A 22,376-nucleotide genomic window follows, 5' to 3' on the forward strand; every position below is an offset into this window, starting at 1 on the left:
GGCGCGCGGCCCCCGCGCCGCCCGCGCGGGGGATCAGTGCGCGCCGGCTCCGGTCAGCGCGCGGACCTCCAGCTCCTGGTACTTGGCCGTGTCCGGCCGCTCGCGTGAGAGCACGGTGCCGAGCCAGCCGAGCAGGAAGCCGAGCGGGATGGAGACGATGCCCGGGTTGGTCAGCGGGAACCAGTGGAAGTCGCTGCCGGCGAAGAGCGCGTCGTCCGCTCCCGAGACCACCGGGGAGAAGACCACCAGTACCACGGAGGAGACCAGGCCGCCGTAGATCGACCAGGTGGCGCCGCCGGTGGTGAAGCGTTTCCAGTACAGGCTGTAGAGGATGGTCGGCAGGTTCGCCGAGGCGGCCACGGCGAAGGCCAGCGCGACCAGGGCGGCGGCGTTCAGCTTGGTGGCGTACATGCCCAGGACGACGGCGACCGTGCCGATCACCACGGCGGCGATCTTGGCCGTGGCCACCTCGCCCTTCTCGGTCACCTTGCCGCGCCGGATCACGTTGGCCCACAGATCGTGCGCGAAGGAGGCGGAGGAGGCCAGGGTCAGTCCGGCGACCACGGCGAGGATGGTGGCGAAGGCGACCGCGGAGATCACCGCGAGCAGGATCGCGCCACCGGTGGTGCCGGAGCCGCCGCCGAGTTTCTCGGCGAGCAGCGGGGCGGCGGTGTTGCCCGCCTTGTCGCTCTTCACGATCGCCTCGTGGCCGACCAGGGCCGCGGCGCCGAAGCCGAGCGCGATGGTCATCAGGTAGAAGGAGCCGATGATGCCGATCGCCCAGTTCACCGATTTCCGCGCGACCTTGGCACTGGGCACGGTGTAGAAGCGCACCAGGATGTGCGGCAGCCCGGCGGTGCCGAGGACGAGCGCGAGGCCGAGCGAGATGAAGTTGACCTTGCTGGTGGTGTCGATGCCGTACTTCAGGCCGGGTTCCAGGAACGACGAGCCCTTGCCGCTGCGGTCGGCGGCGGCGCCGAGCAGGCTGGACGGGTTCCAGTGGAACTTGTTCAGCACCAGGACGGTGATCAGCAAGGTGCCCGCGATGAGCAGGACCGCCTTGACGATCTGCACCCAGGTGGTGCCCTTCATGCCGCCGATCGTCACGTAGAGCACCATCACCACGCCGACCAGGGCGACGATCAGCCGTTTGGCCCCGTCGCCGTGCACGCCGAGCAGCAGCGACACCAGCGCGCCCGCGCCGACCATCTGGGCCAGCAGGTAGAAGACCGACACCACGATGGTGGAGGTGCCCGCGGCGGTGCGCACCGGGCGCTGCCTGAGCCGGAAGGCGAGCACGTCGGCCATGGTGAACCGGCCGGAGTTGCGCAGCGGTTCGGCGACCAGCAGCAGCGCCACCAGCCAGGCGACCAGGAAGCCGATGGAGTACAGGAAGCCGTCGTAGCCGGCCAGCGCGATGGATCCGGCGATGCCGAGGAAGGACGCGGCCGACATGTAGTCGCCGGAGATGGCCAGGCCGTTCTGGAGTCCGGTGAAGCCCCGGCCGCCGGCGTAGAAGTCGGTGGCGTCCTTGGTCCGGCGGCCGGCCCGGACGGTGATGCCGAGCGTCACGGCCAGGAAGACCGAGAAGAGGGTGATGATCAGCGAGCGGTGGTCGCCCGCCCCGGCGGCGAGGGTGATCGTGTGCGCGCTCATACGGTCTCCTCGGGGGTGGCGGCGGTGATGGGCGGAGCGGCGGGCCTGGTCGGCGGTACGGGCTCGGCCGCCGGTGCCCGGCCGCCGTTCTCGATCCGGGATTTCAGCAGCGCGCCCCGCGGGTCGAGCCGGGCGTCGGCGTACCGCGCGTACAGCCAGGCGATCAGGAAGGTGGTGGCGAACTGGGCGACGCCGAGGAAGAACGCCATGTTGAGGTGGCCGACCAGCTTCGTGGACATGAAGCCGTCCGCGAAGCTGGAGAGCAGCACGTACAGCAGATACCAGCCGAGGAAGGCGAGGGTGACCGGGAAGGCGAACACCCGGGAGGAGCGCCGCAGTTCGCGGAACTCCTCGCTCGCCTCCACCTCGGCGTAGACGGCCGCGTCGGCGTGGGGTGCCGGTGAATCCACGGGACCTCCAGGTGGGGGTGCCCCCACCTGCCCGTAGGACGGCAGGGGACAGTGAGACGTGATGTGCGTCACATGTACGCGGTTCCGCATGATAAAGGCAAGAAAAGGAGTGCAACAGAGGGGCGGTAGTTGAAACTGACGTGTCGTGGGACCGGGGCGACACCGCCGCCCGGCCGGTTCGTTGGACAGCGCGTCAGGCGGTCGCACCCCTGCCCGTAGGCCGCCGCACCCCTCCGTCCGCCGCCGCAGCACCGAGGACCACCGCGTGAACACCTCACCGCCCCCGCCGCCGTCCGAGCCCCAGCTCCCCGCCCGCAGGCCGTACGGGAGCACCACGCTGCCGGTGGCGGTGGCAGCGGTACCGCCCCGGCCGGCCCGGGTGGCCGCGACCGCACCGGAGGGCTGGCACTCCGCCCGGGTCCGGCTGCCGCTGCTGAGCATCGAGTCCCTGCGGTACGACCGTCCGCGCGGCTGAGCCCAGCCCGGTACGGGCCCCGCGGGCGGTCGGTCTTCCTGCTCGCTCCCTGCGCGGGTGACCTCGTTCCTCGGCCGCCCACCCCGGGAGTGCGGGCGTCAGCCCTCCGCGGGGCCGCTGAGTCCGACCGGTAAGACCCCCGCTCCTGGCCGAAACAGCCGTCACCCCGTGGCCGAACCGCCGTCAGCGCTCGCCGAACCATCCGCCGCAGGCGGCAAATTCCGGGCGACCTACGGCAAACTCCTGCTGCCGGGGCCCGTTCACGGCTAGTTTCCGTCCTCATGTACCCGTTCGATGGCGACCCCGCCATTGAGTGCCCTTCACCCGAATGAGGTAAGGGCCGGGTCCAATGGACGATTGGAGATCCCATGGCTCCGCACTCCTGGCGTGGGGGCACCCCCAGGCCGGTCGGGCTGACGGGGAGACGGCGCGCCCTCGCCGCCACTGCCGGCCTGACGATGGCGGTCGCGTTCGCCGTCCTCCCCGGCACCGCGACGGCGCAGACCGCCGGCGAAGCTCCGCGCGCCGACGGGCCGTTGCTCTCGTACGTGGTGAACACCAAGGGCGGCGCGGACACGCTGAGGTCCGTGGAGGCGGCGATCGCCGACGCGGGCGGCCAGGTGGTGATCGCCTACGACCGGATAGGCGTCATCGTCGTGCACTCCGCCAACCCGGACTTCGGCGCCACCATGCGGCACGTGCACGGCGTGAAGAGCGCGGGCGCCACCAGGACCGCGGCGATCGCGCCGGCCTCCACCACCGAGCTGGGCGCGCCCGAGCTGCTGACCGCCGCCGAGACCGCCAAGGCGGCGGCCGCCGCGACGGCCGGTCAGGAGCCGCTGGAGGCCGACCAGTGGGACCTGCGGGCGATCGGCGCGGACAAGGCCGCGGCGATCAACCCCGGCAGCTCCGAGGTGACCGTCGGCGTCATCGACACCGGTGTGGACGACACCCACCCGGACCTCGCCGCGAACTTCTCCGCCGCCCAGTCGGCGAACTGCGTCGGCGGCGTCGCGGACACCACGCCCGGCGCCTGGCGCCCGTGGGACTCCGCGTCGGACTACCACGGCACCCACGTGGCCGGTTCGATCGCCGCCGCGCGTGACGGCGTCGGCGTGGCCGGTGTCGCGCCCGGCGTCAAGGTCGCGGCGATCAAGGTGAGCGAGCCGGGTACCGCGCTCTTCTACCCGGAGAGCGTGGTCTGCGCGTTCGTCTTCGCCGCCGACCACGGCATCGAGGTCACCAACAACAGCTACTACATCGACCCGTGGCTCTACAACTGCCTGGGCGACCCCGACCAGCGGGCCATCGTGGACGCCGTGCGCCGCGCCGCCGACTACTCGACGGGCAAGGGCGTGCTCAACGTCGCCTCGGCGGGCAACAGCAACCACGACCTCGACTCGCACGCCCTGGTCGACACCTCCAGCCCGGACGACTCCCCCGCCGTGACCCGGACCGTCGACCCGCACACCTGCTGGGACATCCCGACCCAGCTCCCCGGCGTCGTCACCGTCTCGGCGACCGGTGTGCGGAACCTGAAGTCGTACTACTCCAACTACGGCTACTCGGTGATCGACGTGGGCGCGCCCGGCGGTGACCGGTACCAGATCCCGGCCACCCCGTCCGGCAACGGCCGCATCCTGTCGACGCTGACCGACGGCAGGTACGGCTTCCTGCAGGGCACGTCGATGGCGAGCCCGCACGTGGCCGGCGTCGCAGCACTGCTCAAGAGCACGCACCCGAACGCCACTCCGCGGGCGATCCTGGCGCTGCTCAAGAAGCAGGCGGACAACCCCGGCTGCCCGACCGGCCTGTACGACCCGGACGGCGACGGCGTGCAGAACGCCACCTGCACCGGACCGAAGGCGTACAACAGCTTCTACGGTTCCGGAATCGTGGACGCGCTGGACGCGGTCACCAAGTAGTCCGCACCGCCGGTAGGGGGACGGGACGCCGGTCCTGACCCCCTACCGCACAACCCCCCGACCCCGCGGGAGACGGAGCCGGCGGTGCCCTGTCGGTGGCGCCCCGTATTCTCAGTGACCATGCTGGACAATCCCACCGAGCCGCAACTTGCCCCTGCCGGGCCCTCCCTGCCGAGCCCGTGGCCCGCGGACTACCCCGAGGGGTATGCCGTGGTCGACGTGGAGACCACCGGACTCGGCCGGGACGACCGGATCGTGTCCGCCGCGGTCTACCGGCTGGACGCGCGCGGCGAGGTCGAGGACCACTGGTACTCCCCGGTCAACCCGCAGCGCGACCCGGGCCCGGTGTGGATCCACGGGCTGACCAGCGCGATGCTCGCCGACGCCCCGCTCTTCCCGGAGATCGCCGCCGACCTCGCCGAACGGCTCGCGGGACGGGTGCTGGTGGCGCACAACGCGGTCTTCGACTGGTCGATGCTGGCCCGCGAGTACGCCCGCGCCCGCTCCAGCGCGCCGGTCGAGCACCGGCTGTGCACCATCGTGCTCGCCAAGGAGCTGCGGCTGCCGCTGGCCAACCACAGGCTGGAGTCGCTGGCCGCGCACTACGGGGTGGTGCAGCGCAGGGCGCACCACGCGCTGGACGACGCGCGGGTGCTGGCCGAGGCGTTCCGGCCGAGTCTGCGGCTCGCGGCTGCGGCCGAGCTGCCGCTGCCGCTGCACACCTGCCGCCCGCTCACCGAGTGGACGGACCAGCCGGCGGTGCCCGCGCCGCGCCACGGTGCGCTCTACGGTTCCGGCTACCGCTCCGGCTGGCGCCCGGCCCGCAGACGGCCGGCCTGCCCGTACCCCAATCCCGGGCGGCTGGCCCCCGGCGGCCCGCTGGTCCAGGGCATGCGGGTGGCCTTCTCCGGCGACACCGGCACAGACCGCGAGCTGCTGGAGGACCGGGCCACCGAGGCCGGCCTGCACGTGGCTTCCTCGGTCAGCCGGCTCACCAGCGTCCTGGTCACCAACGACCCCGGCTCCCCCACCACCAAGGTGGTCAAGGCCCGCCAGGTGGGCACCCCGGTCATCGACGAGCACCGGTTCGCCGAACTCCTGAAAGCGGTCCGGCCCGCCCCCGGTGTCCACGGCTGACGTGCGGTACGCCGTGCAGCCGGCGAGTCGAAGGCCCGCGGAGGGCTGACGCCCGAGCTCCCGGGGTGGGCGGCCGAGGAACGAGGTCACCCGCGCGGGGAGCGAGCAGGAAGACCGACCGACCGCCCCTGCCGAAAGACGAGGAGAAGGAGGCGGGGGGACCGGCCGTACGACGAGGACCTCCCCCGGACTTCGTCCGGAGGGACCTGCGGACAGAGGGTCGGCCGGAGGCGAGCAGGCCGCGATGAGGCGGACCCGCTGATCGGGTGGACCGGGGGCGACTCGCCCCGCGGCGCGTTGCTCCCGGGGGTCCGGGACCGCAGCCTGGGCGTCATGGCCCGTTGCGAGGTTTGCGGAAACGACTACGTCATGAGCTTCGAGGTGCACGCCCAGGGCGCGGTGCACGTCTTCGACAGCTTCGAGTGCGCCATCCACCGTATGGCCCCGATCTGCGAGCACTGCCGGGTGCAGATCATCGGCCACGGGGTGGAGGTGGACGGCCGCTGGTACTGCTGCGGCCACTGTGCCAAGGCCGAGGGCGGCACCGGCATCGTCGACCACACCGGCAGCCCCACCCCCGCCTGAGCCCCGCGTTCGCCGCCCGCTCGTCTCCGGCCCGGAAGCCCCCGGACCCGCGGGGTCCGTACCCCCGACCCGGGCCCCTACCCGTCGGCACCCCGAGACCGAGTTGTACCGTCGTGGGGTGTACCGCTTCCTGTTGTCCCGCCCGTGGGTGCTGCTCACCCTGCTCGGCCTGGTACTGATCCCCGTGATGGTCAGGCTGGGTTACTGGCAGCTCCACCGCCATGAGCACCGGGTGGCGAACAACAAGATCATCGCGGCGAGCCTCACGGCCCCCCCGGTGCCGGTCGAGTCGGTCACCCGGCCCGGTGCCGTCGTCCCGCACAGGGATCTGTACCGGCCGGTCGTCGCGAAAGGCCGTTACGACCCCGCGCACGAGGTCGTGGCCCGGCAGCGTACCGCCGCCGACGGCCAGCGGATCGGCTACCACGTGATCACCCCGTTCGTGCTGGACGACGGCCGCGCGGTGCTGGTCAACCGCGGCTGGATCTCCCCCGGCGACGATCTCACGCACTTCCCGAAGATCCCGGCGCCGCCCTCCGGCGAGGTCACCGTCACCGGGCGGCTGCGGCCCGACGAGACCACCGGTGCCACCGGCATCCGCGACCGGCACGGGCTGCCGCCCCGTCAGATCATGCTGATCAGCGGTGCCGAGGTGGCCAAGGACGTGCCCGAGCCGCTGGTCGGCGGGTACCTGGAGCTGGCGGCCACCGCGCCCCGGCCCGGCGGCCCGCAGCCCGAGCCGATCCCGGAGCCGGACCACAGCAGCATCGGCCCGCACATGGCGTACGCGATCCAGTGGTGGCTGTTCTCCGCGATGGTGCCGGTCGGCTGGGTGGTGCTGGTGCGCCGCGAGCGCGCCGAAATACTGGCGAACCGGGCGAAGAAGGACCGCCCGGACAGTCCGCAGGAGCCCGAAGGCAGCGTTCCGGTGGCGGTCTGACCGGCCGTTGGCGCACCCTGTGCACGGAAGCGCGCGCTGTGCGCGCAAGGCACCTCCGACACGAAGGCGGCGAGGCGGAAACGTGCCAGGACGCATTGAGGACTACGCGCTCATCGGCGATCTGCAGACCGCCGCGCTGGTGGGCAAGGACGGATCCGTCGACTGGCTGTGCCTGCCGCGCTTCGACTCCGCCGCGTGTTTCGCCGCGCTGCTGGGCGACGAGGACAACGGCCGCTGGCGGCTCGCCCCGGTCGGCGCGACATCCTGCTCCAGCCGCGCGTACCGCGGCGACACCCTCGTACTGGACACGCTCTGGGAGACGCCCACCGGCACCGTCAAGGTCACCGACTTCATGCCGCAGCGGGACCGGGCACCCGACGTGGTCAGGATCGTGGAGGGTGTCTCCGGCGAGGTCGCCATGCGCGGCGAGTTGGCGCTGCGCTTCGACTACGGCACCGTCGTGCCATGGGTGCGCCGCACCGACCACCACCGGGTGGCGATCGCCGGCCCGGACTCGGTCTGGCTGCGCAGCGAACCGCCGGTGCCGATGTACGGCAGGGACATGCGCACCTACGCGGACTTCACCGTCGCCGCGGGCGAGCGGATCGCCTTCGTACTGACCTGGCACCCCTCGCACGAGAAGCGCCCACGCCGCGCGGAGCCGTACATCGCGCTCGAACAGAGCCTGGAGGACTGGCAGGCGTGGTCGGCGCGGTGCCGGTACGACGGCCCGTGGCGGTCGGCGGTGCTGCGCTCGCTGATCACCCTCAAGGCGCTCACGTACGCGCCCAGCGGCGGCATCGTGGCCGCCGCGACGACCTCGCTGCCGGAGGAGATCGGCGGGGTGCGCAACTGGGACTACCGCTTCTGCTGGCTGCGGGACGCCGCCCTCACCCTGAACGCGCTGATCGCCAGCGGCTTCCTGGACGAGGCCAGGTCCTGGCGGGACTGGCTGCTGCGGGCGGTCGCCGGCGACCCCGCCGACCTGCAGATCATGTACGGCATCGCGGGCGAGCGGCGGCTGCCCGAGTACGAGGTGCCGTGGCTGGGCGGGTACGAGCGCTCCGTCCCGGTCCGGGTCGGCAACGCGGCGGCCGGCCAGCTCCAGTTGGATGTCTACGGAGAGGTGCTGGACTCCCTCCACCTGGCCAGGGAACGCGGCCTCGACGACGAGGCGCACGCCTGGAACCTCCAGCGCGCCCTGATGGACTTCCTGGAGTCCAAGTGGCGCGAACCCGACGAGGGCCTGTGGGAGGTACGCGGCCGGCGGCGGCACTTCGTGCACTCCAAGGTGATGGCGTGGGTCGCCGCCGACCGCGCGGTGCGGACCCTGGAGGCGCAGCCCGGGCTCCGGGGCGACCTGGCCCGCTGGCGTTCGATGCGCGCCCAGGTGCACGCCGAGGTGTGCGAGAAGGGGTACGACCCCGCGCGCAACACCTTCACCCAGTCGTACGGCTCGAAGGAGCTGGACGCGGCGACGCTGCTGATACCGCAGGTCGGTTTCCTGCCGCCCACCGACCGGCGGGTGGTCGGCACGGTGGAGGCGGTGCGGCGCGAGCTGGACCACGGCGGTTTCGTCCGGCGCTACACGCCCGATTCCGGCAGTGTGGACGGACTGCCCGGCGGCGAAGGGGCCTTCCTCGCCTGTTCGTTCTGGCTCGCGGACGCCCTGCACGCCACCGGCCGGCCGGACGAGGCGAAGGCGCTGTTCGAGCGACTGCTCACCGTGCGCAATGACGTGGGACTGCTCGCGGAGGAGTGGGACCCGGTGGCGGGACGGCTGCTGGGCAACTACCCGCAGGCGTTCAGCCATATCGGCCTGGTCAACACGGCGCTGACCCTGTCGGGCATGCAGAACGGCAGGGAGTGAGCCCGCACCGGGCTCCCCGCGTCAGCTCACCCGGCTCGGGCGGTGCTTGACCGCCCGCAGCCGCGCCTCGGCCGGGAGCGCGGCCAGGCCCGCCGAGGTGCGGGCGCGTTCCAGGACCGCGGTGTCCAGGGCCGCCACCACCTCACCGGGGGTCGCGTGGGGGGCGAGACCGAGGACGAGGCGGGCCTCGGGGGCTCCGCGCCGGCCGACCAGCACGGCGTGCGCCCACCCCACGCCCTCGTACGCCTCGGACTCCGCCGCGAGGACGCCCTCCAGCGCCCGGCCGCGCAGCAGTGCACCCTGGCCGTCGCCGCTGTCCACCCGGACCTGGCGCTGCCGCCGGGTGCGGAACTGGGCGATCAGCCACCACAGGGAGCCCAGGAAGAGGGCGCCGAGCCCGGCGAAGACCACCGGCCACCACCAGCCGTCCGAGCGGTAGCGGGTGCGGTCGCGCGCGGTGAGCAGTACGTCGTCGGGGCCGGTGAACGGCCACGAGGACGGCATCGTGAAGCTCCAGTGGCGTTGCAGGTCGAGGCCGCCGATCAGGACGGACACGCCCACGGCGAGCAGCAGCAGGCCGATCAGCCCCAGCAGGACCCGGTTGACGACGGTGCGCATGATCCTTCCCTCACCCCTTCTCGTCTGCCTGCCGGACGCGCACGCTCAAGGACGGCGGCTTGGCGAGGCCGAGCTGTCGGACGGTGTCGCCGAGCACGGCGGTCACGTCCCGTCGTACCTCGTCCAGTTCGCGGAAGTGGGAGGTGGCGCGGGCCTTGATCCGGCGGCGGCGGACCGCGATCCGGGCCGAGCGGATGCCGGGGACCTCCATCGCCCGGTCGCGCAGCACCAGTTCGGCCGCGCGCCGGTCCAGGGCGGCGCGTACGCCCGCGGCGCCGCGACGGGTCATCGGCAGCAGCCGGCGCTCGCCGGGGGTGACGGCCAGCACGATCAGCCACAGGCCGAGCGCGGCGGCCACCGCGGCGCCGGTGAGCATCCACACGTCGTCCAGGTGGCGGGTGGCGAGTTCCTCGGCGAGCTCGGTCCGCCAGCGCATCGCCCTGCGGTCGGCGCGCACGGACGCGATGTCGTAGAGGAACAGGCCCGTGAGAGCGAAGACCGCGGCGGCGGTGAGGGCGGCGGGGACGCGGCGGCTGGACCAGAAGCGGCGGGCCCGGACCGGGGCGAGGTCGTCGGAGGTCAGCGCGTAGGGCTCGACGGCGGCGGGCTCGGGGCGTTTGTCGACGCTCACCTCGGCCGGTTCGCCCTCGGGCGGGGGTCCGGGCCGGGGCTCGGGCCCCTCGGCTCCGGCCGGTGGTTCGATGTGGCTCACCGCACCCTCCCCTCGTCGCCGCGGCGCGCCGCCGCGGAGTGCAGCCGCTCGATCTCCACGGCCACCTCGGGTACCTGCATACCCGTCAACGCCTCGACCCTGCGTGTCACATGGCCGCGGACCGTACCGCACACCGCGCCGATGTCGACGGGGTAGCCGAGTTCGAGGGTGATCCGCAGCCGGGCGGTGTCCTTGCGCAGCGAGACCGAGGCGTGCGGGCGGGCGTCGCGCGGCACCAGTTCGGCGCCGGGCGCGCCGGACAGCACCTCACCGGCCACCTGGGCGGCGATCTTCGCCACCACCCGGTCGGCGATGCGCAGGCCGCCGCGCTCCCCGGCGGGCAACTGGGAGGGAAGGGCCTCCGCCATCAACGCCGCCTGTCACGGTCGCGCGAGCGGAAGAAGTCTCCCAGTTCGAGGTCGCCGTCGATGAACTTGCCCGCCACGAAGCCGACCGCGCCGAGCGCCGCCACCAGCAGAAAAGCTCCGAAGCCGCCGAAGTACCCGGCGAAACCCAGCGTCATCCCGACGACCAGGCCGATCACCGCCATGCTCATCCTGCGCTCTCCGTCCCCATCAGCCATCGCCGTCCGCACGAGTGTGCGCGACGGATGGACCACCACCGGGCCGCCGGCCGGACCGCCTCCGATCCGATCCGGACCACGCCGACCCGCGCACGCTACTGGACCCGCTGCTCACGCTCTTCCTCATCGAGTTCGTCGGGCAGCTTGACATCGCCGACCGCGACGTTGACCTCGACCACTTCCAGACCGGTCATCCGCTCCACCGCGGCGATCACGTTCTCCCGCACCGCACGGGCCACTTCGACGATGGACACCCCGTAATCCACCACGATGTCCAGGTCGATCGCGGCCTGTACCTCGCCGACCTCTGCCTTGACGCCCCGGGTCACCGAACGGCCGCCGCCCGGCACACGATCGCGCACCGCGCCGAACGTGCGGGCCAGACCGGTCCCCATGGCGTGCACACCCACCACGTCCCGGGCGGCGAGTCCGGCGATCTTCTCCACCACGCCGTCGGCGATCGTGGTACGCCCGCGGGTGGCCGGGTCCCCGAGCGCCCTGCGACCCCCGGGCGCGCCCTTCTCCAGTGTCCTGCCCTCGGTCGAGCCTTCGGGCTGCGACCGGTCGTACTGCGCGGTGTCGGTCATCGCGAGTCGTCCCTTCGTCTGGGCTGCTCCGTGTCCCACACTAGGTGCGCGCGCTCCGCTCCGCTGCGGGGATGCGGCCAGTGGGTACCGCCGACCCCCCATTCGAGTGGTCGGCCCAGTAAGGACGATGCCCGGTGACCATGGACCGACTGACCCGCACCGTACGGGAGCAGGTCGCCCTGGGACGGCTCCTTCCCCTCGGAGGCCCGGACGACGCGGTCTGGATCACGGAGAAAGCGGTGGTGTGCGTGATGCGGCGGACCTGCGCGGCGCTGCCGGGGATACGGCTCGGCGCGGTGGGCGTGGCCCTGGCGGACGGTGTCTCGGCGACCGTCCCGGCGGCGGCCCCGGTCGGCGCGCTGCCGCACCTGCCGGTACGGATCGACGCCGGATTCGAGGCCGTGCCGGACGAGCCGCTGCCGCTCGCGGCGCACCGGGTGCGCGACGCGCTGTGGACTGCCGCCCAGGACCTGCTCGGGCTGCGGGTGACGGCGGTGGACCTGCGGGTGACCGGGCTGCTGGACGACGGGCCGCCGATGTCCGACGCCGCGGACGACGGGCCTCCGACCTCCGACACCCCGGACGACGCGGTGGAGGCGATGCCGGGCAGCGCGGAACCCGGCGCCGCCGAGGTGATCGACGCGGCGGCGCGGGCGGTACCGGGGGTGCTGGGCCTGACCCGGCGGCTGGCCGGGCTCGGTCCTGGCCTGAGAGTGCTGGACACGTCGGCGGACGAGGGCGCCCCCGGCCGCCGGGTGCTGGCGCAGATCGCGGTGGCGCCGGGCCGGGTGGCGCTGGACGTGGCCCGTGCGGTGCTCGCGGCCACCACGGCCGCCGCCGAACCCGGCGCCCCGGGACCGGTGACGGCGGCCGTGGTGGTGACGGACGCGTAGCGCCCCGCAGGGGCGGCGCGGGGAACCGACGGGGCGAGGCCCGGCGGAACCGGGGTGCGCTCCGGCAGGGGCGCGGCGAACCGGCGGGGTGCGGGGAACCGGCGGGGTGCGGCCCGGGTAACCCCGGGGGTGCGCCCCGCAGGGGCGCGGGGAACCGCGCGACCAGCCCCCACCGGGCCGCATCCCGCGACGAACGGAATCCGGCTCGGCGAGACCGGAGCACTGCCGGGTGCGCCTTCGTCACGGCCGAGCCCGCAGTTCCCCGCGCCCCCGACCGGGCGCAGCGTCACTCCCCCAACCCGGCCAGGTCCCGCAGGCGGCGGCCCTGCGCCGAGCGTTCGGCGGCGAACTGCTCGGTCGCGGTGCGGCCGGCGGCGGACCGCAGCAGAGCCTTGGTCTCGTTGACCGCGTCGCGCGGCGGGGCGACCAGGGCCGCGACCAGGTCGGCGACGGCGGCGCCGAGTTCCGCGGCGGGCACGACGAGGTTGGCCAGGCCGGTGCGTTCGGCCTCCTCGGCGCGGACGAAACGCCCGGTGACGCACATCTCCAGCGCCCGGCCGTAGCCGACGAGCTCGGCCAGCGGCTTGGTGCCGGTGAGGTCGGGCACCAGGCCGAGGCTGGTCTCGCGCATCGCGAACTGGGCGTCGTCGGCGCAGACCCGCAGGTCACAGGCGAGGGCGAGCTGGAATCCGGCGCCGATCGCATGGCCCTGGACGGCGGCGACCGTGATCAGATCGGTGCGCCGCCACCAGGTGAACGCCTCCTGGTACTCCTCGATGGTCGCGTCGAGTTCCTTCTCCGGAGCCCGGCCGAGATCCAGGAAGGACGGCTCGCCGTCGAAACCCCCGGGAGTGAACGCCTGCCGGTCGAGCCCCGCGGAGAAGGACACGCCCTCGCCGCGCAGCACCACCACCCGCACCTGTCCCGGCAGCAGCCGCCCCGCCTCGACCAGCGCCCGCCACAGCGCGGGCGACTGCGCATTGCGCCTGGCCGGGTTGCACAAGGTGACATGGGCGACGGCGCCCTCGACGGTCAGCCGCACTCCGTCACGGTCGAGCAGGGTGTTGTCTTCGGGCATCGGGCACCTCCGAGCGGACCACGGACATGATTACCGAAGAGTAACCAGGCGGTCGGAGCGCCGGAACTCCGGGGACGGAAGGTGTCCGGGGTCGGGAGGCAGATGCCCGGCCAGTCGGGCCGGTCAGGCCGCCGTGGCCTTCTTGCCTCGTGTCGCACCGCCGCGACCGCGCAGGGTCACGCCGGACTCACTGAGCATCCGGTGCACGAACCCGTACGAGCGGCCGGTCTCCTCGGCCAGGGCACGGATACTCGCACCGGAGTCGTACTTCTTCTTCAGGTCTGCCGCGAGCTTCTCGCGCGCGGCGCCGGTCACCCGGCTGCCCTTCTTCAGAGTCTCGGCCACCCGTGCCTCCTCCAGGGAAGTGCGCTATGGACTCTCATGATCACCCCTAAGCGCGCTCCTGGCCACCCATTCGACAAGGTCCGTCATGGGACATTCGCAACAGGAATGCCGAGATAGGGCCCGGGCAAGGGGGTCGGCGCCGCATTCCCACCCGGGTAATTCGGCGCGGAGAACCGTCGTCGGTGAGTACCGGCAGGTCAGCCGCGGGTGGTAAGGAGTTTACCGACGTCACGCCACTGATCACGGCCGGCCCGGGCGCGGCGCCGCCGCGCACCGCCCCGGTACCAGCCCGACTCACGCAGATGAAGGATCAGTGATGGGCCGAACGATCGACTCCGAGTGATCACCCGGCGGTGGGCGGCCCTCCGGCCGGGGTCCGGCGCCGACGGCCGCCCGTCCGGGGTCCGTCCCGCTCAGGCCAGCGCCACCAGGTCCACGTACTCCTGGCCCCACAGGTCCTCGACGCCGTCCGGCAGCAGGATGATCCGCTCCGGTTGCAGTGCCTCCACCGCGCCCTCGTCGTGGGTCACCAGCACCACCGCGCCGGTGAAGGTGTGCAGCGCGCCGAGGATCTCCTCGCGGCTGGCCGGGTCGAGGTTGTTGGTGGGCTCGTCCAGCAGCAGGACGTTGGCGCTGGAGACGACGAGGGAGGCGAGCGCCAGCCGGGTCTTCTCACCACCGGAGAGCACCCCCGCGGGCTTGTTCACGTCGTCGCCGGAGAAGAGGAACGAGCCGAGGATCTTGCGGATCTCGGCCAGATCGGTGTCCGGCGCGGACGAGCGCATGTTCTCCAGCACGGTGCGGTCCGGGTCGAGCGTCTCGTGCTCCTGGGCGTAGTAGCCCAGTTTGAGGCCGTGGCCCGGGGTCACCTCGCCGGTGTCGGGCTGCTCCACCCCGGCCAGCAGCCGCAGCAGCGTGGTCTTGCCGGCGCCGTTCAGCCCGAGGATGACCACCCGCGAGCCGCGGTCGATGGCCAGGTCGACATCGGTGAAGATCTCCAGCGAGCCGTAGGACTTGGACAGCCCGGACGCCATCAGCGGGGTCTTGCCGCACGGCGCCGGCTCGGGGAAGCGCAGCCTGGCCACCTTGTCGGACTGCCTGACCTCTTCGAGGCCGGACAGCAGCTTCTCCGCGCGGCGCGCCATGTTCTGCGCGGCGACCGTCTTGGTGGCCTTGGCACGCATCTTGTCGGCCTGCGAATTCAGCGCGGCGGCTTTCTTCTCCGCATTCGCGCGCTCGCGCCTGCGGCGCTTCTCGTCGGCCTCGCGCTGCTGCTGGTAGAGCTTCCAGCCCATGTTGTAGACATCGATCCCGGAGCGGTTGGCGTCCAGGTAGAAGACCTTGTTGACCACCGTCTCGATGAGGTTGACGTCGTGCGAGATGACGATGAATCCGCCGCGGTACGTCTTCAGGTAGTCGCGCAGCCAGGCGATGGAGTCGGCGTCCAGGTGGTTGGTCGGCTCGTCCAGCAGCAGCGTGTCGGCGTCCGAGAACAGGATGCGGGCCAGTTCCACCCGGCGGCGCTGGCCGCCGGAGAGGGTGTGCAACTGCTGGCCGAGGATGCGGTCGGGCAGGCCGAGCGCGGCGGCGATGGTGGCGGCCTCGGCCTCGGCGGCGTACCCGCCCTTGGTGAGGAACTCCGTTTCCAGGCGCGCGTATTTCTTCATCGCGTTGTCACGGGTGGCACCTTTTCCGTTGGCCATCCGCTCCTCGTTCTCGCGCATTTTGCGCAGCACGGTGTCGAGGCCGCGGGCGGACAGGATGCGGTCGCTCGCCAGGATGTCGAGGTCGCCGGTGCGCGGGTCCTGCGGCAGGTAGCCGACCTCGCCGGAGCGGGTGACGCTGCCGGCGGCCGGCTGGCCCTCGCCGGCCAGCACCTTGGTGAGGGTGGTCTTGCCGGCGCCGTTGCGGCCGACCAGGCCGATGCGGTCGCCCTTGGCGACCCGGAAGGAGGCGGACTCGATGAGGATGCGGGCGCCGGCGCGCAACTCGATGCCGGTGGCAGTGATCACGGGAAAAGCTCCAGGGCATACGGACGACAGTCGGGGGGCGTCGAGGTCGTACGCCGCCGCTAATCGAGGAGGAAAACTGCCATGGCGCCCAGTCTACTGGCGCCTGGCAACGGCCTTACCGTCCCAAGCCGGACAGGTGTGGGGTACCTCACATCCCCGGGTCGACGCGCGTCACGCCTCCCCGTTGTGGACCTGGAACGCCGCCCGGCGCATCGCCTTGGCCAGGGCCGGGTCGGGGTGGGCGGCGGCCAGCGCCACCAGGACCTGCACGGTGCGCGGGTGGCCGACGTTGCGCACTTCCTCCAGCAACCCGGGGACCGAACCCTGGACGGCGGTCTCCAGATGACTGACCAACAGGTGGTCCTCGCCGTGGTCGGCGACGGCGGCGGCGGTGTCGACCCACAGCCAGGTGGCCTCCTCGCGGGTGAGCAGCCCGGTGGCGGTGTCCGGATCGCCGCCGTCGAGTTCGGCCAGCCACAGCACGGCGTACGGGCGCAGGGTCGGTTCGGCGACCACGGCCCGTACCGCGGCCTCGGCGGGGTCGCCGACCACCCGCAGCGCCTCGAAGGCCAGGCCGCGCAGCAGGGCGTCGTCGCCGCGCGCGGTGTCCAGGAGTTCGGCGACGGCGAGCGCCACCGGCCGGGCGGCAAGCCAGGCCCGGTACTCGGCGCGGGCCGGGCCCGGGGAGAGCCGGGAGCAGGCGCGCAGCATGGTCTCGGCGGACTGCTCCATGTGCCCGGCGGGTCCCTGCGCGGCCACGCAGATCTGCTCCAGCTTGACCCAGACCGCCCAACTGCCCAGCGCGGTCAGGGCCACCTCGTCCGGGCGCAGCGGGTCGCGGGGGCGGAGCGCCCCCACCAGCGTGGCGGCCTCCAGCGTCCAGTCGAGCAGCGCGGGCAGCGGGTCGCCGTCGGCGGGCGGCTCGTGGCGCTCGGTGCGCAGTTCGGCCACCCGCTGGCGGAGCAGGTCGAGCAGGGCGTCGATCGGCTCGGGGCCGTTGGACAGGTGCAGGAAGGAGAGCAACTGGGGTGCGGCTTCGATGACTTCGGCGACCAGGGCGGGGTCGGGGCCGGGCGCGGGGCCGGGGCCGGCCGTCTGGTCCGGTCCCGCCTCGGGGTCCGGTCCGCGGTCGGCGTCGGCTCCCGCCTCGCCGCCGGGCAGGAACCCGGGCAGGAAGGGGTGGGCCAGCGACCAGGCGTCGAACAGTGCGACCCAGCCGCGCAGTACCGCGGTGTCGTCGTTGTCCCAGGCGCGCAGCCGCCAGCCGGGGCGGGCGGTGCCGTCGTGCAGTTCGACCAGTCCGGCCAGCCGGGCGCGGTCCCAGTGGGTACGGATCTGGCCCGGCGTCAGGCCGAGGTCGTCGGCGGCCAGACGGACGGTGGTGTCGGGCAGTATGCCGGTCGTCCCCGCGGTGCCGGGCCCGGTGCCCGCCCAGCGCGCGAGCCGTACGGCGTCGGCGAGTTCGGCCCTGGCCAGGCGGGCGAGTTCGGGTACCGAGGGCGTGCCCTCGGGCGGGCGCGGAGGTCGGGACCTGCGCGTCGTGGCGGTCCGGCGGGCGGCCGTGAGAGGCCGGCGGGGGACGAGGCGGATCGGAGTGTCTCGCGGGCTACGGGACGTCACTGGAGAAGTGTGTCCGCTGGGTGCCCAGATTCCCAAACGCGCACGCGACCCCGCTCACATGAGCGGCGTGAGGAAGCGCCGCAGCCGTTCCTCGTACGTGTCCGGATCGGCGTTCCACATGGCCGCGTGGGGCGCCCCGGGCACACTGTGGAAGGCCACCATGTCGGGCCGCCCCTCGGCGAGTTCGCGGGACGCGGCCCAGGGCGCGAAGGCGTCGTCGGGGCCGTGCACGATCAGGGTGGGGACGGTGATCGCGGACGGTACGGCGGCGTCGGAATGCCGGGCCGCGCGCAGTCCGGTGCGGCCCTCGGCGGCGCGTACCGCGAGGGGGGTGAGGGCGGCGGGCAGACCACGCGCTGTGACGGCCGCCTTCACGGTGGACCGCCAGTCCAGCACCGGGGAGTCCAGCACCAGACCGCCGACCCGGTCGCGTACCGCGGACTGGTTCAGCGCGCGCAGCGCCATGGTGGCGCCGGTGGACCAGCCGTAGAGAATCAGCCGCCGGGCACCGTGGTCGACCGCGTAGCGCATGGCCGCGTCGAGGTCGCGCCACTCGGTGTCGCCGAGGTGGCCGATGCCGTCGGGGGACGAGGGGGCGCCGGGGTCGTTGCGGTAGGCCGGGACGAGTTGCGGGAAGCGGAAGCGGCGCAGGGCGGGCAGGACGTTCAGCACCTGCTCGCGGGTGGCGCCCACGCCGTGCACGGCGATGATCCAGGTGGCACGGGCGCCGGGCAGGAACCATGCGGGCAGCGGCCCGAGTTCGCCGGGCACCTCGACGTCGGTGAAGTGCAGCCCGTGCGCGCTGCCGGGGTCGCCGCAGTACGCCTGCGGAGTCGTCCGGACGAATCCGCCGCCGCCGAGCGCGCCCTGCTGGACCCGCAGCAGCCGGCGGGTCACGGAGTACGCGGTCTGCTCGGTGACCGCGCCGACGGTCGCGTGCACACCGATGCCGACCAGGCCGTACACGCCCCTGCGGGCGGTGGCCCCGGTGCGGGTGAGGACAACGCGGTCGCGGGTGACGGAATGGACGGCGATCAGGCCCTCGGGCGGCGGGCCCGCGACCGACGGTTTGAGGGCGAAGCGGGACCCGTACCGGCCGGCCGCCAACGCGGCCGTCCCGGCACCCACCACCGTCGTGGCCGCCGCGGCCACCGCGAATCGAAGGCGCATCGCCTCCCAGTGTGGGCGGACAGCGGCGGTGTGGCCAGAGGGCCACGGCGATCGGGTGGCGAAAGCCCAGGTGAAGGCCTGGTGTCAGCCGGGTGTCAGCTCAGCGGTCCGCCGTTCTGCCCGTACCCCTTGAGCTTCTCCCGGGCCTTGTGGAGCTCCCGGTTGGACAAGGTCGCCGCCCGGCCCGTGTCGTTGGCCGACCTGGCCAGCAGCCACACCCGGCACATCCACTCCAGTTGCGCCGTACGGTCGTACGCCTGGTCGAGGGTGTCGCCGTAGGTGAGGGCGCCGTGGTTGCGCATCAGGCAGCCGGTGCGGCCGTCGCGCAGCGCCCGGAGCACGGCCTGGGCCAGTGCGTCGCTGCCGTACAGGGCGTAGCCGGCGGTGAGGACACGGCCGCCGAGGTCCGCTGTCATGTAGTGGATGGCGGGAAGCCTGCCGACGAGGGTGGAGGCGGCGGTGGAGTGCGGGGCGTGGGTGTGGACGATCGCGCGGGCCGGGGTCGCCCGGTAGACGGCCAGGTGGGTGGGCAGCTCGCTGGTGGGCCGCAGCTCGCCGCGTACCTGCCGCCCCTCCAGGTCCACGGCGACCGCGTCGTCCGGTCCGAGCCGGTGGTACGGGACCCCGGTCGGCGTGACGAGCACCAGGTCGCCGACCCGGGCCGAGACGTTGCCCGAGGTACCGACCACCAGGCCGTCGGAGACCGTGCGGCGTGCCGTGTCCACCACCTCCGACCAGGCTTTCTCCACTGCGTCACGCACCGCGCGTCCTTTGCTGGTCGGGGTGCCGGCTGGCCGGCTGGTGGCGTGTTCCGGCTCTCGGTCACAGGGTGGACATTGCCGTGTGCTCGGAGCGGGAAGTAGCGTCCCGCACACCACCCACCGGGCAAACGCACCGCAGGAGCATTATGACCACCGTCAACGGCGGCATCTCTTTCTGGTACGCGGGAATCGGCGTCCCGGTTCCCCGCGAACCGCTGCCGGGCGACGCGGATGCCGACGTGGTGATCGTGGGCGGCGGCTACACCGGCCTGTGGACGGCGTACTACCTGAAGCAGGCGGTGCCCTTCCTGCGGATCACCGTGCTGGAGGCGCGCTTTTGCGGGTACGGCGCCTCCGGCCGCAACGGCGGGTGGCTCTACAACGGCATCGCGGGCCGCGACCGGTACGCCGGCATGCACGGGTACGAGGCCGCGCTCGCGCTCCAGCGGGCGATGAACGACACCGTGGACGAGGTGATCCGGGTCGCCGCGCAGGAGGGCGTCGACGCGGACATCCACCGCGGCGGGGTGCTGGAAGTGGCGTACAACCCGGCCCAGTTGGCGCGGCTGAGGGCCTACCACGAGGCGGAGACGGCGTTCGGCGAGAAGGACCGCGTGCTGCTGAGCGCCGCCGAGTCGGCCCGACGGGTGCGGGTGGCGGGCACGGTGGGCGGCACCTGGACGCCGCACGGAGCGCGGGTGCAGCCGGTGAAACTGCTCCAGGGCCTGGCCGCGGCGGTGGAACGGCTCGGCGTGACCATCCACGAGGGCACCGCGGTCACCGAGATCCGCCCGAAGCACGCGGTCACCCCGTACGGCACGGTCCGCGCGCCCTACGTGCTGCGCTGCACCGAGGGCTTCACCGCGTCGCTGAAGGGTCAGCGGCGCACCTGGCTGCCGATGAACTCCTCCATGATCGTGACCGAGCCGCTGCCGCCGGAGATCTGGGCGACGATCGGCTGGGAGGGCGGCGAGACGCTGGGCGACATGGCGCACGCGTACATGTACGCGCAGCGCACCGCGGACGGGCGGATCGCGCTGGGCGGGCGCGGGGTGCCGTACCGTTTCGGCTCCCGTACCGACAACGACGGGCGGACGCGGGCGGCGACGGTCGAGGCGCTGCGGGAGATCCTGGTGCGGTTCTTCCCCGCGACGGCCGGGGTGGCGGTCGACCACGCGTGGTCGGGCGTGCTCGGGGTGCCACGGGACTGGTGCGCGAGCGTGCACCTCGACCGTACGACCGGGCTCGGCTGGGCGGGCGGCTACGTCGGCAGCGGGGTGGCCACCGCCAACCTGGCGGCGCGCACCCTGCGGGACCTGGTGCGGCTGGACTCCGGGCAGGGGCAGCGCACCGAGCTGACCGCGCTGCCGTGGGTCGGCCACCGGGTACGGCGCTGGGAGCCGGAGCCGTTCCGGTGGGCGGGGGTACGCGGCCTGTACGCGGCCTACCGCACGGCGGACCGCCGCGAGCTGGCCGGCCGGAGCGCGGCCACCGATCCGGTGGCGCGGTACGCGGACCGGATCTCCGCCCGGCACTGAACTGTTCGGCCACCGTTCAACCACGGTTCGCGCCGGCATCGCGAATCCGCCCCCAGTTCACCTTCCGTTCACCCATGATCCGTACGGTCGCCTGGCCACTGTCGGATCAAACGAATGTCTGGGTCCATGGAACACATCACGCTCCTGATCGGGCTCGTGATCGCCACCGCACTCGTGTTCGACTTCACGAACGGTTTCCACGACACCGCCAACGCGATGGCCACCACCATCTCGACCGGCGCACTCAAGCCCAGGACCGCGGTGGCCATGTCCGCCGTACTGAACCTGGTCGGCGCGTTCCTCTCGGTGGAGGTCGCCAAGACCATCTCCGGCGGCATCGTCGACGAGTCCGCCGGGATCAGACCGGAGGTGATCTTCGCCGGTCTGGTCGGCGCGATCGTCTGGAACCTGCTCACCTGGCTGGCCGGACTGCCGTCCAGTTCCTCGCACGCGCTCTTCGGCGGCCTCATCGGCGCGACCCTGGTCTCGGTCGGCACGCACGGGGTGCACGGCGACGCGGTGGTCATGAAGGTCCTCATCCCGGCCGTGGCCGCGCCCGTCGTGGCGGGCCTGGCCGCGACGCTCGCCACCCGGCTCACCTACCGCGTAGGCCGCGGCGCCGACCCCGAGGCGACCTCCAAGGGCTACCGCGCCGGGCAGATCGCCTCGGCCGGCCTGGTCTCCCTGGCCCACGGCACCAACGACGCGCAGAAGACGATGGGCGTCATCACGCTCGCCCTGATCACCGGCGGCGTCATCGCCCCGCACTCCGACCCGCCGCTGTGGGTCATCGTCTCGGCGGGCAGCGCGATCGCGCTCGGCACGTACCTGGGCGGCTGGCGGATCATCCGCACCATCGGCCGGGGCCTGACCGACATCCAGCCGCAGCAGGGGTTCGCCGCGCAGACCGGCGCCGCGGCCACCATCCTCGCCTCCTCGCACCTCGGCTTCGCCCTGTCCACCACGCAGGTCGCCTCCGGCTCGGTGCTGGGCGCGGGGCTCGGCCGCACGGGTGCGGTGGTGCGGTGGAGCACCGCGGGTCGGATGGTCGCGGCGTGGGCGCTGACCCTCCCGGCCGCGGGTATGGTCGCGGCCGGCGCCGCGCTCCTGGCCGACCGGGGCACATGGGGCGTGACCGCCGTCGCGGTCCTCGGCGTCGCCGCGTGCGCCGCGATCCGTACGGCGTCCCGCCGGCGGCCGGTCACGCACGCCAACGTCAACGACCTTCCCGCGGAGCCCCGGGGCAGCGAGGTGCTCGCGCCCGCCGAGGACGGCGAGCCGTCGGCGGCGCCCGCCGACGCCCCCGGAACCGCTCCGGCGCACCCGGCCGCCGGTTCAGCGGATACCGCGGCTCCCGGCCCTGCGGGCACCGCCCCGCGGCACCCCGCGGCCCCGGCCTCGACTGGTACCGCGGCGCCGCCCGCCGCCGACACCACCACCTCACCGCGCCCCGCGCCCCCC

At 73.2% G+C, this 22,376-nt stretch carries 22 protein-coding genes; 9 read left to right on the forward strand and 13 right to left on the reverse strand.

Annotated elements, in window-relative coordinates; translation table 11 throughout:
- Positions 1-33: 33 nt before the first annotated feature.
- Together VIW71_RS00535 and VIW71_RS00540 are read right to left on the reverse strand one after the other, a co-directional pair.
- The gene (locus tag VIW71_RS00535; RefSeq protein ID WP_331619754.1) at positions 34-1,656 is read right to left on the reverse strand and encodes a solute symporter family protein; all 1,623 of its coding nucleotides are present in this window, start codon (positions 1,654-1,656) and stop codon (positions 34-36) included.
- On the reverse strand, positions 1,653-2,093 hold the full coding sequence (locus tag VIW71_RS00540; protein ID WP_414720615.1) for a DUF485 domain-containing protein: 441 nt from the start codon (positions 2,091-2,093) through the stop codon (positions 1,653-1,655). Before VIW71_RS00540 ends, VIW71_RS00535 begins: the two co-directional genes overlap by 4 nt.
- 238 nt (positions 2,094-2,331) lie before the next feature.
- Here VIW71_RS00540 and VIW71_RS00545 point away from each other — a divergent pair, with 238 nt between their 5' ends.
- The 6 genes from VIW71_RS00545 to VIW71_RS00570 all read left to right on the forward strand — a co-directional run bounded on the left by VIW71_RS00545 (position 2,332) and on the right by VIW71_RS00570 (position 8,998).
- Positions 2,332-2,541 (forward strand): hypothetical protein, encoded by a 210-nt coding sequence (locus VIW71_RS00545; RefSeq protein WP_331619756.1) that lies wholly within the window; start codon positions 2,332-2,334, stop codon positions 2,539-2,541.
- Between the two features lie 368 nt (positions 2,542-2,909).
- The gene (locus VIW71_RS00550; protein ID WP_331619757.1) at positions 2,910-4,466 is read left to right on the forward strand and encodes a S8 family serine peptidase; all 1,557 of its coding nucleotides are present in this window, start codon (positions 2,910-2,912) and stop codon (positions 4,464-4,466) included.
- A gap of 120 nt (positions 4,467-4,586) precedes the next feature.
- Complete coding sequence (locus VIW71_RS00555; RefSeq protein ID WP_331619758.1) at positions 4,587-5,603, forward strand: DEDDh family exonuclease; 1,017 nt, start codon at positions 4,587-4,589, stop codon at positions 5,601-5,603.
- Positions 5,604-5,936: 333 nt separating this feature from the next.
- A complete protein-coding gene (locus VIW71_RS00560) occupies positions 5,937-6,188 on the forward strand; it encodes a hypothetical protein (protein WP_331619759.1) in 252 nt (83 codons plus the stop codon).
- Between the two features lie 118 nt (positions 6,189-6,306).
- Positions 6,307-7,128 carry an SURF1 family protein gene (locus VIW71_RS00565; protein WP_331619760.1) on the forward strand — a complete coding sequence of 274 codons (822 nt, stop codon included), beginning with the start codon at positions 6,307-6,309 and terminating at the stop codon, positions 7,126-7,128.
- Positions 7,129-7,210: 82 nt separating this feature from the next.
- Entirely contained in the window at positions 7,211-8,998 is a 1,788-nt protein-coding gene (locus VIW71_RS00570) for a glycoside hydrolase family 15 protein (RefSeq protein ID WP_331619761.1), read from the forward strand.
- Between the two features lie 21 nt (positions 8,999-9,019).
- Here the strand turns inward: VIW71_RS00570 and amaP are convergent, their stop codons facing one another.
- The 5 genes from amaP to VIW71_RS00595 form a co-directional block, all read right to left on the reverse strand.
- Positions 9,020-9,616, reverse strand: a complete 597-nt coding sequence (amaP, locus tag VIW71_RS00575; protein WP_331619762.1) for an alkaline shock response membrane anchor protein AmaP — start codon at positions 9,614-9,616, stop codon at positions 9,020-9,022.
- 10 nt (positions 9,617-9,626) lie between these two features.
- Entirely contained in the window at positions 9,627-10,319 is a 693-nt protein-coding gene (locus tag VIW71_RS00580; protein ID WP_414720616.1) for a DUF6286 domain-containing protein, read from the reverse strand.
- 5 nt (positions 10,320-10,324) lie between these two features.
- Positions 10,325-10,696, reverse strand: a complete 372-nt coding sequence (locus tag VIW71_RS00585) for an Asp23/Gls24 family envelope stress response protein (protein ID WP_331619765.1) — start codon at positions 10,694-10,696, stop codon at positions 10,325-10,327.
- Positions 10,696-10,884, reverse strand: coding sequence for a hypothetical protein (locus VIW71_RS00590; protein ID WP_331619766.1), 189 nt, complete (start codon positions 10,882-10,884; stop codon positions 10,696-10,698). Before VIW71_RS00590 ends, VIW71_RS00585 begins: the two co-directional genes overlap by 1 nt.
- A gap of 122 nt (positions 10,885-11,006) precedes the next feature.
- Complete coding sequence (locus tag VIW71_RS00595) at positions 11,007-11,498, reverse strand: Asp23/Gls24 family envelope stress response protein (protein WP_331619767.1); 492 nt, start codon at positions 11,496-11,498, stop codon at positions 11,007-11,009.
- Positions 11,499-11,632: 134 nt separating this feature from the next.
- On the opposite strand from VIW71_RS00595, the gene VIW71_RS00600 reads away from it, so the two are divergent.
- Positions 11,633-12,391, forward strand: a complete 759-nt coding sequence (locus tag VIW71_RS00600) for a nucleopolyhedrovirus P10 family protein (RefSeq protein WP_331619768.1) — start codon at positions 11,633-11,635, stop codon at positions 12,389-12,391.
- 286 nt (positions 12,392-12,677) lie between these two features.
- On the opposite strand, the gene VIW71_RS00605 is transcribed toward VIW71_RS00600, so the two are convergent.
- From VIW71_RS00605 to VIW71_RS00630, 6 genes are all read right to left on the reverse strand, one after another.
- Positions 12,678-13,469, reverse strand: coding sequence for an enoyl-CoA hydratase/isomerase family protein (locus tag VIW71_RS00605; RefSeq protein WP_331619769.1), 792 nt, complete (start codon positions 13,467-13,469; stop codon positions 12,678-12,680).
- A 123-nt stretch (positions 13,470-13,592) separates the two neighbouring features.
- Positions 13,593-13,814: a helix-turn-helix domain-containing protein gene (locus VIW71_RS00610; protein ID WP_177246478.1), complete on the reverse strand. Its 222-nt coding sequence runs from the start codon at positions 13,812-13,814 to the stop codon at positions 13,593-13,595.
- Positions 13,815-14,227: 413 nt separating this feature from the next.
- Complete coding sequence (locus VIW71_RS00615; RefSeq protein WP_331619773.1) at positions 14,228-15,826, reverse strand: ABC-F family ATP-binding cassette domain-containing protein; 1,599 nt, start codon at positions 15,824-15,826, stop codon at positions 14,228-14,230.
- A 171-nt stretch (positions 15,827-15,997) separates the two neighbouring features.
- Positions 15,998-17,446, reverse strand: coding sequence for a hypothetical protein (locus tag VIW71_RS00620; protein WP_331619774.1), 1,449 nt, complete (start codon positions 17,444-17,446; stop codon positions 15,998-16,000).
- A gap of 54 nt (positions 17,447-17,500) precedes the next feature.
- Positions 17,501-18,616 carry an alpha/beta hydrolase gene (locus VIW71_RS00625; RefSeq protein ID WP_331619776.1) on the reverse strand — a complete coding sequence of 372 codons (1,116 nt, stop codon included), beginning with the start codon at positions 18,614-18,616 and terminating at the stop codon, positions 17,501-17,503.
- Positions 18,617-18,711: 95 nt separating this feature from the next.
- Entirely contained in the window at positions 18,712-19,377 is a 666-nt protein-coding gene (locus tag VIW71_RS00630) for a class II aldolase/adducin family protein (protein WP_331619777.1), read from the reverse strand.
- A gap of 146 nt (positions 19,378-19,523) precedes the next feature.
- Between VIW71_RS00630 and VIW71_RS00635 the strand changes: the two genes are divergently transcribed.
- Positions 19,524-20,915: an NAD(P)/FAD-dependent oxidoreductase gene (locus VIW71_RS00635; RefSeq protein ID WP_331619778.1), complete on the forward strand. Its 1,392-nt coding sequence runs from the start codon at positions 19,524-19,526 to the stop codon at positions 20,913-20,915.
- 126 nt (positions 20,916-21,041) lie between these two features.
- A partial coding sequence (locus VIW71_RS00640; RefSeq protein WP_331619779.1) for an inorganic phosphate transporter occupies positions 21,042-22,376 on the forward strand: 1,335 nt, incomplete at its 3' end.

Source organism: Streptomyces sp., from assembly GCF_036524955.1.
Classification (GTDB): domain Bacteria; phylum Actinomycetota; class Actinomycetes; order Streptomycetales; family Streptomycetaceae; genus Actinacidiphila.